The sequence below is a fragment of the Campylobacter ureolyticus genome, assembly GCF_027277485.1.
Taxonomy (GTDB): Bacteria; Campylobacterota; Campylobacteria; order Campylobacterales; family Campylobacteraceae; genus Campylobacter_B; species Campylobacter_B ureolyticus_B.
Window position 1 is genome coordinate 1 of the sequence record NZ_JAPXGQ010000012.1, and the last position, 14,528, is coordinate 14,528.

The 14,528-nt window shown below is 26.7% G+C and carries 13 protein-coding genes and 2 rRNA genes; 12 read left to right on the plus strand and 3 right to left on the minus strand.

The annotated features are described in order from the left end of the window. The 12 genes from O6B72_RS07230 to O6B72_RS07285 form a co-directional block, all read left to right on the plus strand. Positions 1 to 89 (plus strand): 23S ribosomal RNA (locus O6B72_RS07230); the annotation flags it as partial. A gap of 141 nt (positions 90 to 230) precedes the next feature. Next, positions 231 to 349: ribosomal RNA gene (rrf, locus tag O6B72_RS07235) — 5S ribosomal RNA — on the plus strand. A gap of 1,885 nt (positions 350 to 2,234) precedes the next feature. Then, entirely contained in the window at positions 2,235 to 3,680 is a 1,446-nt protein-coding gene (locus O6B72_RS07240; protein WP_269492688.1) for a putative barnase/colicin E5 family endoribonuclease, read from the plus strand. 327 nt (positions 3,681 to 4,007) lie between these two features. After that, on the plus strand, positions 4,008 to 4,328 hold the full coding sequence (locus tag O6B72_RS07245; protein WP_269492689.1) for a hypothetical protein: 321 nt from the start codon (positions 4,008 to 4,010) through the stop codon (positions 4,326 to 4,328). A gap of 62 nt (positions 4,329 to 4,390) precedes the next feature. Then, positions 4,391 to 5,032: an HAD family hydrolase gene (locus O6B72_RS07250; RefSeq protein WP_269492690.1), complete on the plus strand. Its 642-nt coding sequence runs from the start codon at positions 4,391 to 4,393 to the stop codon at positions 5,030 to 5,032. Positions 5,033 to 5,079: 47 nt separating this feature from the next. Then, positions 5,080 to 5,313, plus strand: coding sequence for a DUF2018 family protein (locus tag O6B72_RS07255; RefSeq protein ID WP_258298283.1), 234 nt, complete (start codon positions 5,080 to 5,082; stop codon positions 5,311 to 5,313). A gap of 2 nt (positions 5,314 to 5,315) precedes the next feature. Further along, the gene (locus tag O6B72_RS07260) at positions 5,316 to 6,218 is read left to right on the plus strand and encodes a polyprenyl synthetase family protein (RefSeq protein WP_258298284.1); all 903 of its coding nucleotides are present in this window, start codon (positions 5,316 to 5,318) and stop codon (positions 6,216 to 6,218) included. Further along, positions 6,218 to 7,528 (plus strand): glutamyl-tRNA reductase, encoded by a 1,311-nt coding sequence (hemA, locus tag O6B72_RS07265; protein WP_269492691.1) that lies wholly within the window; start codon positions 6,218 to 6,220, stop codon positions 7,526 to 7,528. The genes O6B72_RS07260 and hemA overlap by 1 nt, the downstream gene beginning before the upstream one ends. Beyond that, the gene (locus O6B72_RS07270; RefSeq protein ID WP_269483638.1) at positions 7,518 to 9,230 is read left to right on the plus strand and encodes a proline--tRNA ligase; all 1,713 of its coding nucleotides are present in this window, start codon (positions 7,518 to 7,520) and stop codon (positions 9,228 to 9,230) included. The genes hemA and O6B72_RS07270 overlap by 11 nt, the downstream gene beginning before the upstream one ends. Beyond that, positions 9,227 to 9,631 (plus strand): FxsA family protein, encoded by a 405-nt coding sequence (locus tag O6B72_RS07275; protein WP_101637463.1) that lies wholly within the window; start codon positions 9,227 to 9,229, stop codon positions 9,629 to 9,631. The genes O6B72_RS07270 and O6B72_RS07275 overlap by 4 nt, the downstream gene beginning before the upstream one ends. Before the next feature lie 11 nt (positions 9,632 to 9,642). Beyond that, a complete protein-coding gene (hemC, locus tag O6B72_RS07280; RefSeq protein ID WP_269492692.1) occupies positions 9,643 to 10,578 on the plus strand; it encodes a hydroxymethylbilane synthase in 936 nt (311 codons plus the stop codon). Positions 10,579 to 10,611: 33 nt separating this feature from the next. Further along, positions 10,612 to 12,420 carry a menaquinone biosynthesis decarboxylase gene (locus O6B72_RS07285; RefSeq protein WP_269492693.1) on the plus strand — a complete coding sequence of 603 codons (1,809 nt, stop codon included), beginning with the start codon at positions 10,612 to 10,614 and terminating at the stop codon, positions 12,418 to 12,420. A gap of 361 nt (positions 12,421 to 12,781) precedes the next feature. On the opposite strand, the gene O6B72_RS07290 is transcribed toward O6B72_RS07285, so the two are convergent. The 3 genes from O6B72_RS07290 to O6B72_RS07300 form a co-directional block, all read right to left on the minus strand. Beyond that, positions 12,782 to 12,916: a hypothetical protein gene (locus O6B72_RS07290; protein ID WP_269492694.1), complete on the minus strand. Its 135-nt coding sequence runs from the start codon at positions 12,914 to 12,916 to the stop codon at positions 12,782 to 12,784. Between the two features lie 48 nt (positions 12,917 to 12,964). Continuing rightward, the gene (locus O6B72_RS07295; protein ID WP_269492695.1) at positions 12,965 to 13,177 is read right to left on the minus strand and encodes a hypothetical protein; all 213 of its coding nucleotides are present in this window, start codon (positions 13,175 to 13,177) and stop codon (positions 12,965 to 12,967) included. A gap of 776 nt (positions 13,178 to 13,953) precedes the next feature. Continuing rightward, on the minus strand, positions 13,954 to 14,394 hold the full coding sequence (locus O6B72_RS07300) for a hypothetical protein (RefSeq protein WP_269492696.1): 441 nt from the start codon (positions 14,392 to 14,394) through the stop codon (positions 13,954 to 13,956). Between the last annotated feature and the right edge of the window lie 134 nt (positions 14,395 to 14,528).

Sequence of the window (14,528 nt, forward strand, 5' to 3'; positions counted from 1 at the left end):
TCTTATAGACTATAAGTTTGATAGGCTGGGTGTGTAATTGATGTAAGTCATTTAGCTGACCAGTACTAATAGCTCGTTTGCTTATCTTATTAAGCATCACTTCCTTGTTAAGGATAAATAACTATTCTTTAAACAAGTTTTACAGTTTTAAATATTAAAACTTAGACTTTTAACAATTTAACTAACAGTGTTTAATAAGAGTATTTATTTAAATATTTTTATTTAACACTGTCCGTGGTTATACAGATGTGGAAACGCCTTGCTCCATCCCGAACCAAGAAGCTAAGCACATCGTGGCTGATGATACTCTCCCTTACTGGGATGCTGGGAAAGTAGGTCACTGCGGACTTTGTTTTTATACTATCTATATATTTTTAATTATTAATTTATCTAGTATTTATTGCAATGTTTATTTTAAAAACATATCTAATTAAATTAATCTTTTAAAGACTTTTATCTGTTTGCTTTTATCTTTTTTTTATTTTTTCTTTTCTTTTATCCTGTTTATGTGTTTATTTAATGTATTTTTAGCTATAATATTACTATCACGAGTTAAAGGTGGATGAGAAGAGTTCTCCCTTAAATTTACCGCTATAAGCGGACAAGTTCGCGGTATTGCCTTTAACTCTATATTATATGAAGTTCTCTTTATTTTTTTATATTCTTTTACAAGATAAAAACTATTATCCTTTTAATAGTTTTAAAGCTATTAAAGTATTTAAAGTTATTACTAAAATAAGTTGATTAAAAACAAACTTCTTTTTTATTATCTTTTATAAAACATTACATAATTAATAAAAACTAATCTATATAATAAATCTTTTTTAAAATAAATTCTTAAATACAACTATCACTATAAAATATAAAAATGAGGCTTTTTTAAATTTTGATAGTGTTTTAGCTTAAATATTACAAAAAATAGCAATATCTTTCTAAATCATAAATAATATTTCATAAATAATATATCATAAATCATAAATCATATATATTATTTCATAAATGATATATAATAAATCATAAATATGATATATTATATAATATATCATAAATATTATATCATAAATAATAAATAATATCTGTTAAAAATACCTAAATTTAGTAGTTTATGTTTTAATTATCATAAATAATATATCATAAATAATAAATAATATATCATAAATATTATATCATAAATCATAAATAATATATATTATATCATAAAACATATTTCATAAATATGTTATCATAAATAATAAATCATAAAACATAAATAATATATCATAAATAATATATCATAAATAATAAATAATATTTATGATTTCTACTAAATTTTAGTAAAATTTGACTGTTTTAAAAATACTAAATTTAGGCAAATTTTTACCCCTATATATATAGAACATTATTTATTATGAAAAATTAGTTGGAAAAAGTCTAGTTTTTCTTTGGGTAAAAATTAACTCATATTCAACTCTTTTTATTTAATATTTTATTAAGATTAGAGATTTAAAAAAGTAATTTAGATTTGTATGTTTAAAAACTAAAATATCACTTATAAAAAAATACATAAATAAGATAAAAAAGAAATAAGTAAATAGATAAAAGTATTTAAAAATTTAATTTTACTAGATAGGTTTTTAAAATTAAACATTGTAATAAATAAAAGATTACTAAAAAGAAAGATTATTTTTAAAAAATAACCAAACATTGTTTTTATGAAAAGATCTTGGCGAAAATTATGTTAAGTTTTATAAGTATTAATTAATTAAGGTTTTAACTAAAAAGAAATTGTAGGATAAAAGATTTAGGTGGTATTGATTTAGTTGGGTAGAACTTGGTTATATATGATGCTATTGGATTAGTAAAATATTGATGAAATACACTTATGATTTGAGAAATTTTAGTGGGATAATACTTTAGAAAAATTTGCTAATACTGTAAATAAAATTATCTAAAAAAAGGTAAATAATATAAGGCTTAACAACTTTATAGTTTTGGCAAAGCAAAACTCTTGATAAGAGAAATTAAAATTAGTTTTGATACTATAAAAATAAGCAAGGAACTATCAGTAATGCACACTTAGATAGTATTAAAAAAGACAGATTGTCCTCTTAAAACCTTGCTAGTATTGGTAGCTTAACCCAATATACCTTAAAAACCACTAAAATTAAAATGAGATTTATAATTGTAAGAGAGTTTGTTTTGATATTTTTTAGGAAATGTGGCTGGTTGCGAAATCACACATAAGTTAAAAAACTATGAAAAATTGTTTTAGGAGTGTTAGGTGGTGTTGGTATATCTCAAATCCAATAACAAGTGGCAATTTTGTAACTCCATCAAAAATGGAAGCTATGGCTTATGCTGGAAATGGCAAAGTATATGAAAAAAACGTAAATATAAATGAAGTTGCTTGGATAGATAGCCTACAAGGTCAATACATACAAAGTAAAAGCTTACACCCATTTGAAACAGTAAAATACAATAGTAATGTGATAGATAAAAATAGTTTAAATATCATTAAAAAGCAAGAGTTTATAAAAACTCTAAAGGGCGAAGAAAAAGACCTAGCAAGAATAAATTTAGAAAAAGAGCTAAATATCACTCCTATAAAAGAGTTTGGCAAAAACTATGCTGAGTTTTATCACGATCCAAATGGAGCAATTGATAAGCTTTTAGCTGAGAAAAAAGGACAAGTTGTAGGGGCGTTTTATAGAAAAGATTTAGGCGATATTGACTTAGTTTGGGGCGATATAAAAATAGGGCTTAGAAAAATACTAGATAAACATATTGATGATTTTAGTGAGTTTGGCAATGATATAAATGCAGTTGGTAAGGCGCTAGATACAATTATTTCAAAAGGAAAACTAACAACAAATGCAGGAGTTCATACGATAGTTTTTAAAACTGAAAAAGGAACTTATAGAGTTGGACTTGGTAAAGGATGGTTTGATAAAGGGGATAATAACTGGGTAATAACTGCTTATAAGTTAGATAAGCCGTCTGGCTCTGTATCTCGACCAAGTAGCCAAGTTGTCAAGGGCGATGGAACCGATCTACGCCCTAACGGCTTATCCAATGCAGATAATATACCTCAAAACACCTTAAACAATAATAAAATGAAAGGTGGTTTTACCACTCAAGCTATGGCAAAAAACATAGTTTCTAGTGGTATAGGTGGAGGCATAGGAGCATATTCAGCACCTGAAGATAAAAAACTAGAGGGATTTATAATTGGAGCTTTAGGAGGAATGGGAGCATCAAACTTTGGTGGCATATCTCACTCAGCCGTTAATCTAGTAAAAAATATGATAAAAACTCCAAAAGGAATAGATAAAGCAATCGAAAAAGGAGTAGATAAAGGCTTAGTTGGTGTTGCTAATAAGTTTTTAAGCAAAGAAGCAGCCAAAACTTGGAGTGATATCGGTGGCAATGTTGGAAATATAAAATATCTATTTGCAAATACCCTAGATAAAAGTTATGAAAAAGTAAGAGATAGTGTAACTGGTGAATTAAATGCTATGTTTAATAAATATGTAAATTTAAGTGGTGTTTTAAATCAGTTATCAAAGCAAGATAACAAAGCTTTTTATGATTTTTTAGCAAATAATGGAAGTATTGAGAACTTAAGCCCTGAAATTAGAAAGTTTGCAAATGATGTAAGAAATCAAATAATTAAAGAGTTTGAATATCAAATGGGAGAATAAGCAACTAATTTTTTAAGTAAAACACTAGGTTTGGCTAAAAAAACAGATAATATTTAGTACCTAATTAGCTATTACCATTGATTAACATAGCTAAAAAAGCAGGAATATAAAATATATAAAAAGGTATCAAAATCACCATATATAGAGTGTTAAAAAGTAGGTTTTAAGATATGTGATACTATTTAATACTTTTTTATATAGTTGTTATAATTTTAAGTGTAATTTTTAAAAAATAAATAATTTTATTTAATATTTATTTTTAAGCAGATATAAAAGAAAAATAGTATATAATGAAAATCATTTATACAAAATTTTTAAGGATTTTATATGAAAAAAATACTTTTTGTTTGGTTGGCCTGTATTATTTCGTTTGCCTTTGCTGATATTTCTGATGAGTGTAGAAATAAAACTAAAGATGAGTGTTTAAGCTATTTATTACAAAAGTGTGATGAAGACAATTGTGAGTATTGTCAAAAGCTTATAGCTTCTCTAAACGTAAGTTTTGTTGCAACTAAAAATTTAACTGTAAATTTTGATACTAAGCAAGAAAAAGATATAAAACTTGAAGAGTTGAAATCCAAAGTTCAAACTATTTACAGTGAAAAGAAAGAAATTTGTCCACATTTGATAAATTTTATTGACTTTTAAAATATTTATTTAACCATATCAAAAGTAAAATTTGTATACGATACTCAGAAAAAGGAGATAATATGAATTTGGTTATTTTTGATATGGATGGAACTTTGGTTGATAGTTGTAAAGCAATAACTAATACTATAAACACTACTAGAAAAGAACTAGATTTAAAACCTAATTTGGAAAGTGATTTTATAGTAAAAATTATAAATGATCCAACTAAAAATTATATAAAAGAGTTTTACCCAGGCATCATACCATCGCAAAAGCTCATGGATAGATTTGAGGTTTTGTTTAGGCAAAATTATGAAAAGTATGCTAAGACTTACTGTGATATAAAATATCTTTTAGAAAAATTAAAAAATGAAAATATTGCTATGGCTCTTGCTTCAAACGCACCTAGCAAATCACTTAAAAAAATACTAAAAAAACTTGAAATTTTTGAATTTTTTAACTACATAGTTGGTTTTGATGAGGAAAATCCTAAAAAACCAGATCCAACCATGCTTATAAAAATAATAAATCATCACTCTAAAAACAATAAATCTTTTAAAACTATTTTTATTGGCGATAGCTTAAAAGATAAGGCTGCATCTTTAAACGCTAAAATACAATATCTGCATGCTAATTGGGGTTTTGGAAAAGGACTTATGCAAGGGGTTAATACGCCAAATGAAGCGTTAAATTACATTTTAAATTATTTTTATCAAAATTAAAACTTTCTTTTGATATAATGAGATGATTATTTTTTAAGGATATAAAATTGGATATTTTTGAAGGCTCACCTAGGCAAAAATTTTTCGATATCATTTTTAACGCAAATCAAAATATAGTTGAAACTGAGATTGAAAATTTGCTTATTGAATTTGTACATTTAAAAAAAACCTTAAAAGATAAAGAAATAACTATTTCAAACTTAGATAACGAAACAATACAAGATGAATTAAATGATATCTTTATACAGCTAAGTTCAAACATATTATCAAATAGCGAGTGAAAATGGAAAATTTAAATAAAATCGATGAAATTATGAAAAGCTTTATAGATGAATTTTGCTATGAGAAAGCTAATTCAATGTTTTCAAGCATCAGTTCTGGAAAAAAACTTCGTTCAAAACTTATCTTAAAAATAGCTGGAATAAGTGATGAAAGTTTAAGGCTTTGTGCAGTTATTGAGATGATTCATGCAGCAAGTTTGCTTCATGATGATGTTATTGATGAGAGTGATACAAGACGTGGAAAAAGCTCAATAAATGCAACATATGGCTCTAAGAATGCTATTATGCTTGGAGATATTTTATATTCAAAAGGGTATTTTGAGCTTAGTTTATTTGATAAATTTATTGCTCGTAATGTATCAGCAGCTGTTTCATTGCTAAGTATTGGTGAGTTAATGGACGTTGAGCTTAGTAAAAAATTTAATAGTAATAAATCTCTTTATTTTGAGATGATCTATAAAAAAACAGCAGTTTTAATAGAAGCAAGTGCAAAATGTGCAGCTTTTTTAAAAAGCTATGATGTGGATAAATTTGCAAAATATGGTAGAAATTTAGGCATTGCTTTCCAAATAGTTGATGATATCTTAGATATTATAAGTAATGATGAAACTCTTGGTAAGCCAGCTTTAAGTGATTATAAAGATGGAAAAACAACTCTTCCATATATTTATCTTTACGAAAATTTAAATGATGAAGATAAAAAAATACTACTAAGGTATTTTAAAAAAGAACTTAGTAGTGATGAAATTTTATGGGTAAAAGATAAATTTAATGAGTTTAAGATAATTGAAAAATGCGTAAATGAGGCCAAATTTATAGCAAATGAGGGCATAGAAGCTATAGAAAAATATAAAAATAACGAACTTGTAAATATAATGAAAAATATGGTTGATAGGAAGTTTTAGTGAATTTTTTAAGTATAAGTTTTACACATAAAAACACAGATATTGATATAAGAGAAAAATTATCTTTTTCTAGTAATGAAAAAAAAGAAGAAGTTTTGAGACTTATTTTATCAAATCAAAGCATATCAGAGTGTATGTTGCTTAGCACTTGCAATAGAGTTGAAGTTATGGCCTTTGTCAATGATTTGGAAATTTCTCAAAGTTATATTTTAAAGGTTATGTCTATAACAAGTGGTGTGGCTTTAAATGAACTTGAACATAGAGCAGATATATATTATGCCAGTGGAGCACTTCATCATCTTTTTTTGGTAGCAAGTTCTTTAGATAGTTTAGTTATTGGAGAAACTCAGATAGTAGGACAGTTAAAAGATGCTTTAAAATTTGCAATTGATGGCAAATATGCTGATTTAAACTTAAAAAGGGCAGTTGATTATTCTTTTAAATGCGCTGCTGAAGTTAGGAATAAAACTGAAATTTCTAAAAATCCAGTATCTGTTTCAAGTGTAGCTGTATCAAAAGCAAAAGAAATTTTTAAGAGTTTAGAAGGCATAACAGCAGTTGTTGTTGGTGCTGGAAAGATGAGTGAGCTAGCTTGTAAACATTTATTAAGCAGTGGTGCTAAAATAATTTTAGTTAATAGAAGCAAAGAAAGAGCCTTAAATTTGATAAATGAATTAAATGCAGATATTAAATATGAGCCATTTTCAAATTTAAAAGATGTTATTAACTCTCATCAGCTTATTTTTAGTGCTACAGCTTCCCCAAAAATTGTCATTGATGATACTTTTATCGAAGAGTGTGAGTTTGATAGATATTTTTTTGATATTGCTGTTCCAAGAGATATTGAAATTACAGAATCATTAAATTTAAAGGTTTATAGCGTTGATGATTTGCAAGAAATTGTAAAATTAAATTTAGCGATGCGTGAAGAACAGGCTCAAATAGCTTTTGCTATTGTTGGTCGATACACAAATGAGTTTTTTAAATGGCTTCAAACTTTAGCAACAACTCCAATTATTAAAGCTTTAAGATTAAATGCTAAAAAAATAGCTGAAAATGAAATACAAAAAGCTATTCAAAAAGGCTATTTAAAACACTCAGATCAAGATGAAGCAAGAAAATTAATTCATCAAGTTTTTAAAGCATATCTTCACAAGCCAACCATAAATTTAAAAAATTTAGAAAATGATGATGCTTGTGTTGTGGATTTAATTTTAGATATTTTTGATATTAAAGATGAATTTGAAAAATATACTTCACAATACTCAGATATAAATTTATTAGCAAAAGGCACCACCGATGAAATTTAGCAAATTTTTTATACCAACAACAAAAGAAGCACCAAAAGATGCAGTTTTACAAAGTCATATCTATCTAATAAGAGCTGGTTTTATAAATCAAAATGGAAGTGGACTTTATGATTTATTGCCATTAGGAAAAATGGTTTATGATAATATTTATAATGTTATAAAAGAAGAAATGGATAAAAGCGGAGCAATACAAGTAAATTTTAGCGTTGTAACTCCGGCTGATTTTTGGAAGGAAAGTGGAAGATTTAATGTTTATGGAAAAGAACTTTTAAGATTTAAGGATAGAAAAGAAAATGATTTTGTAATAAGTCCTACAAATGAAGAAAGTGCTGTAAATATGGTAAAAAATAAAATTACCAGCTATAAACAACTACCACTAAATATTTATCAGATAAATACTAAATTTAGAGATGAGGCAAGACCTAGATTTGGGCTTTTAAGAGGACGTGAGTTTGTTATGAAAGATGGATATAGTTTTCATGCAAGCACAGATGATTTAGATAAAGAATTTGATAATATGTATAAAACTTACACTTCCATTTTTACAAAATTAGGACTTAATTTTAGAGCTGTTGAGGCAGATAGTGGGGCAATTGGCGGAAGTGGAAGTAAGGAATTTATGGTTTTGGCTGATAGCGGTGAAGATGATATTTTGGTTTGTGAAAGCTGTAAATATGCTGCCAATATCGAAGCAGCCAAAAGAAAGCCTAAAATTTGCAATAGTCTACCTCCGCAAAGTAGTATGATGAGCAAATTTCATACACCAAATTTAAAAACAATTGATGAAATTGCTAATTTATTTAAAGTTGATAAATTTTATACTATAAAAGCAATCATTAAAAAAGCAAAATTTGAAGATGATAGTTTTAAAATAGTGGTATTTTTCATAAGAGGTTGCGATGAACTTCAAGAAGTAAAAGCTTTAAATGCTTGTTGTGCAATTGAGCTTATGGATGCAAGTCAAGAAGAGATAGAAGAAGCTGGGCTTGTAGCTGGATTTTGTGGACCAGCTAAACTTCCAAAAGATATTTTATTTTTTATAGACAATGAATTAAAAGACCAAAAAGAGATGATAGTTGGAGCAAATGAAAAAGATTATCATATAATTGGCTTTAGTGTTTCAAGTTTTAAAGATGAGAGATTCAAAGATTTGGTAGCTGTAAATGAGGGTGATTGTTGTCCAAAATGTGGTGCTATTTTGAAAAAAACAAAAGGTATTGAGGCAGGACACATATTTAAATTAGGACAAAAATACTCAAAACCTATGAATGCTACTTTTTTAGATAAAAATGGCAAAACGGTACCATTTTTTATGGGTTGTTATGGTATTGGAGTTACAAGACTTATTGCAATTGCCGTTCAAAGTAGTCACGATGAAAAAGGAATAATTTGGAATGAAAAAATAGCTCCTTTTAAACTTCAAATAATAATTTCAAATATAAAAGATGAAAATCAAGTTAATTTTGCAAATGAAATTTATGAAAAATGTGAAAATTTAGGAATAAAAACTATTCTTGATGATAGAGATGAAAGATTTGGCGTTAAAATGAATGATTATGAATTAATCGGATTTCCGTACGCCTTAATCGTAGGTAAAAATTTAGCAAACGGTGAAGTTGAGTTTATAAAAAGAGATGGTTTGATAAAAGAAAAAATTTCGAAAAATGAAGCCCTAAATAAGATAAAAGAGATTTTATTATGAGAAAATATTTACTTCCATACGCCATTTTAGAGACTTTATTTGTAATGATGTTTATTTACAAGTATGGTTTTTTTGCTCTTTTACTAGAGGTTGTTTTAAGTATTGGCGTTGGATTTATTTTAATATCAAAATTTGGAATGTTGGATTTATTAAGGGATTTTAGGACTATTTCACCAAAAGATATTTCAGGAAATTTTGGCATTGCCTTAGGAGGGTTTTTTTTACTTATTCCTGGTATTTTATCAGATACAATAGGTTTTTTAATAATTATTTCAAGTATTGTAATGCGTTTTTTATCAAAAGACTATATCGATTTAAAAACTAGAAATAAAAAACATTCAAAAACAAGCTATGAAGATGATATTATAGATGTTGAAATTATAGATGAAAGAGATAAATAAAAAGGAAAAATATGAAAAAATTGATAATTGCTTCAAGAAAAAGTGCTTTAGCTATGTGGCAAAGTGAGTTTATAAAAAGTGAGATTGAAAAAGAACATAAACTTAAAGTAGAAATAAAAAGTATGAAAACAAAAGGTGATGTAATTCTTGATAGTCCATTATCAAAAATAGGTGGAAAGGGACTTTTTACAAAAGAGCTTGAGGTTAGCATGCTAAATGGTGAGAGTCATTTAGCTGTTCATAGCTTAAAAGATGTTCCTATGGAGTTTCCAGATGGACTAATTTTAGGCGCGGTAAGCAAACGAGAAGATGAAAGAGATGCATTAGTCAGTGAAAAATTTGCTTCAATAAAAGATCTTCCAAATGGTGCAAGAGTTGGAACTACTAGTCTTAGAAGACAGATGCAAATTAAAATACTTAGACCAGATATTAAAATTTTACCACTTCGCGGAAATGTAAATACTAGGATTAAAAAACTAAAAGATGGTGAGTTTGATGCAATTATTTTAGCTGTTGCGGGAATTAGCAGAATAGGGCTTGATAAAGAAGTTAAACATATTTATAAATTCAGTAAAGATGAAATGATTCCTGCAATGGGACAAGGTGTTTTAGGAATTGAATGTCCTGATAATAGTGAAATTTTAAGTCTTATATCTTTTATAGATGATAAAAAAGCCCTTATGGAAATAACAATAGAAAGAGCATTTGTTGGAGCATTAGAGGGTGGATGTCAAGTACCAATTGGTGTAAATGCTGAAGTTATAGATGATAATATAAAAATAAATGCTGTCGTTGGACTTCCCGATGGAAGTAAATTCATTAAAAAAAGCATTATTATAAATAAAGATGAGTTTAAAACAGCTGGTAAAAATTTAGCTGATGAGTTTATAAAAGAAGGTGCAAAAGAGCTTTTAAAAGAAGCTGAAAAAATGGCAAATAATAGTTAGTTAATTTTTAAAAAACTTTAAAAAGGATAAATTATGCAAGAGTGGGTAGGGAAATTTAAGGAGGCTGGACTTTTAAAGATCATTGATGAGCCAGTTGATATAGACAGAGAAATCGGACATATCAGCTACATTGAAGTTAAAAAAAAGGATTCTAAGGCGCTACTTTTTACTCGCCCTATTAGTAAGGATGGGCGAATTTATCCTCCTGTTTTAACAAATACTTTTGGAAGCTTTGAAGCTTTAAATTTAATCTTAGGAAAAACTCCAGATGAAATAGCAGATGAGATAACATCCATTTTAAAACCCAAAAAACCTACAAATTTAGCTGATAAATTTGATTTTTTAAAATATCTTTATTCGCTTAAAAATATTTTTATTAAAAAATTAAAAGGCGAGGGTGTTTGCCAAGAAAATAAAATCTTAGGTGAGAATATTGATTTGTATGACTTACCGCATCTTACAACATGGGAAAAAGATGGTGGACCTTTTATAACTATGGGGCAAGTTTACACCAAAGATTTAAATGGAGAAACTCAAAATTTGGGAATGTATCGTTTGCAGGTTTATTCTAAAAATAGACTTGGTATGCATTGGCAAATTCATAAAGATGGAGCAAATTTCTTTAATGAATATAAAAAAGCTGGTATTAAAATGCCAGTTTCTGTAGCAATTGGCGGAGATCCACTTTATATTTGGTGTGGTCAAGCACCTCTTCCACATGGTATTTTTGAATTGCTTCTTTATGGTTTTATTAGAAAAAGTCCTGCAAAACTTGTAAAAAGTTTGACAAATGATATTTATATTCCACATGATAGTGATTTTGTTATTGAGGGGTTTGTAGATCCAGATGAGCTTGAAGATGAGGGCCCATTTGGTGATCACACAGGTTTTTATACACCTATTTTACCATTTCCCGTTATGAACGTAACTGCTATAACTCATAAGAATGCTCCTATTTATCACGCAACAGTTGTTGGAAAGCCGCCTTTGGAGGATAAATATATGGGGTATGCAACAGAGAGAGTATTTTTACCTCTTTTTAAAGTTACAGCTCCAGATTTAGTTGATTATAATATGCCTGAAAATGGTGTTTTTCACAATTTAATACTTTCTAAAATAAATGCATGGTATCCAGCTCATGCAAAACAAATGATGCACGCTTTTTGGGGAGTTGGTCAGATGAGTTTTGTAAAACATGCTATTTTCGTTGATAGTGATGCACCAAATTTAAATGATTTTAATGAACTTGGAAAATATGTTTTAAACCGCATAACTTCAAAAAGTTTATTTTTTAGTGAAGGTGTTTGTGATCAGCTTGATCACGCAAGCCCAAATTCTTGCTTTGGTGGAAAACTTGGCATTGATGCAACTATAGACTTAGAGCCAAAAGAGGCTGAAATATTAAGCGATGAAGAGCTTTTAAAGGAATTTAAAAAAATAGATAAAAATATTATAAATTTAAAACAATATTTTTGCGATACAAAAAATCCAGTAGTTTTGATAAATTACGATAAAAAAGATATTGTTAGAAAATGCTTTAACGAACTTTTAAAACTTAGAAAATATTTTAAAATCTTAATATTTTTAGATACAAAAAATGATGTAAATAATCCATATATGAGTGTTTGGAGAATTACAAATAATATTGATGCACTTCGCGATATTTATACAAACAGAGATCAAATTTGTATAGATGCAACAGAAAAAAGCCAAATTGATGGATATGAAAGAGAGTGGCCAAAAGAGGTTAATTGTTCAAAAGATGTTATTGAAAGTTTGATAAAAAGAGGACTAATAGAAAAAGATGAGGAGTTTTTTAAGAAATTTGAGATAATTGGCTAAAGCTTTGAATCTTTTGGAGCTGGAAAAACATAGAAAAAATACTCTTAACAAACTAAAAACCGTGACATTAAAGCGGTTTTTCATGTACTTTTGATATTAATAGCTCCTTTTTTAGTTTGTATTTTAATGGGTTATAGGTCATAATTAGAGTTTGATTTAAGTACTATTGCAATAATTATATTAGCTTTTATAATATATTATTATGCTTGTTATTACTAAAATAAAGAGATTTATATTTTTGAAGAAATAAGAAAAATTATCAAAAAATCTTTAAAGCTATCCGGCATTAAATGTGCATCTGCAGTATCAACTGGAGAAATTTTATCACCATAGGTTCCATATTTATTGGCTATTTTTGATACTATCTATAATTTTTAGTATCGCTTTTATCTCCATTATTTTCATTATTATCTCCTTGCACATAATTATAGAGATTCTCGCCAAAAACAGAATCTTTAAAAAGACAATATGCATATTGTTTTCCTGTTTCAAACATTATGATTTTTTTATTAAAATCATGGGTATTGTTTTTATTATGCAATGCTTATTGTGTAGTACCCGCAGATATTAAAAATTTATCTTTTATTCCAGCAATAGTTACCGATACGCCATATATAACATTACCTAAATACTCATTTGTGATATTTCCCTCGTTTATGTTCTTATTTTTTACATCAAAAATACCTTTGCCTTGAAATCTTTTACCAAAATCATCTAAAATTTGCTTTGTGGAATTTTTGTCTTTTTGGCAAGACATTGCTACATCAAGTGTATTATCTACATGGCTTCTTTGCGAAGAAGTTAGCTGATTATATAAATTAGATTTTTTAAAATCATCTATATTAAATTTATTTATTTATGTTCCTATTAAAAAACATTAAAAATATAATAAATAAAGAAAAAACTAATGAAATGACTATATGCCATATTTTACATTCATCAACATTAAACAAAAAGCCTATTTTTGTTAATTTTGCATTTGATAAAACTATTATAAAAATAGAATATAATTGTAAGAAAATAAATATAATAATTGATTTTGTTATTTTTTTAGTTAAATAAAACCTAAAAATTCCTTTGTATACATAAAAAGAAAAGAATAAAGAAACAAAAATTATTAGTAAAACCGAAATATAAAATAACAATATAATGATAGAAGACGAAGTAAAAATATTTTCATTGACAAATAAAACGTCTATTTTAAAAGTATTTATTATAAACAACATAGGCTCAATAAAAAAAGCTATTTTGTAAATCCTTCTTTCGTATAATTTAAAATTAAAAAGTAAACCGTCCATACTAGCCAAAAATACACTTAATGAATTAACAATTAAAATAAATAGCAGTACGATAAATAATGCTTTTAAAATATTGCACAAAATTCTATTAACTTTTACCACCTTTTGCATCCTCTAAAAATATTATTTTTTAAATGTTTGTTTTATTTTTAAATTTTATTCTTTTTATTTGTAGATTTACGTTACAAATTTATAACTTCTAAAATTATAAATGTTTCATTAATAACACTCATAGCTATCTCCTATCTTTATTGCTAAAAAATTTAATTATTTTATTAAATATTGTCTTAGATTTTTGTTCTTTAATATCTTTTTTAATTTTGAATTTTCCTATAAAAAGCGATATATAAGTATATAGTATGTCCCAAAAAACGCAATAAATCATAGAAGATACAATACAAATAAGTATATTAAAAACAAAAGATATGCCATCATTTAAATGCAAAAAATTATCATCAATATAGATGCTAAAATTAAAGCCAAAAAACAAACTCATCAAAACACCTATATCCAAAATAGCTGAGTAGAAAAAATTAGAAAGAAAATTCTCTTTTTTTACATATTCGGTTTTACAATTTTTACACTCTATTTCTGAGGCAAAACCATATAAATTTATTGCCTTAAACTTGTTTATTTTATTTCCACAAACTTCACATTTTTTATAAAAAAACCCCATTTGATTTTACCTTTTACGCCACAAATTTATAATTTTTAAAATTATAAATCTTTTTAGTTAAATTTGTATAAATTTACATCTTTTAGCACTATTAGAGCCATCTTTTAATACATTGTTATTTATAGATTTAGTAA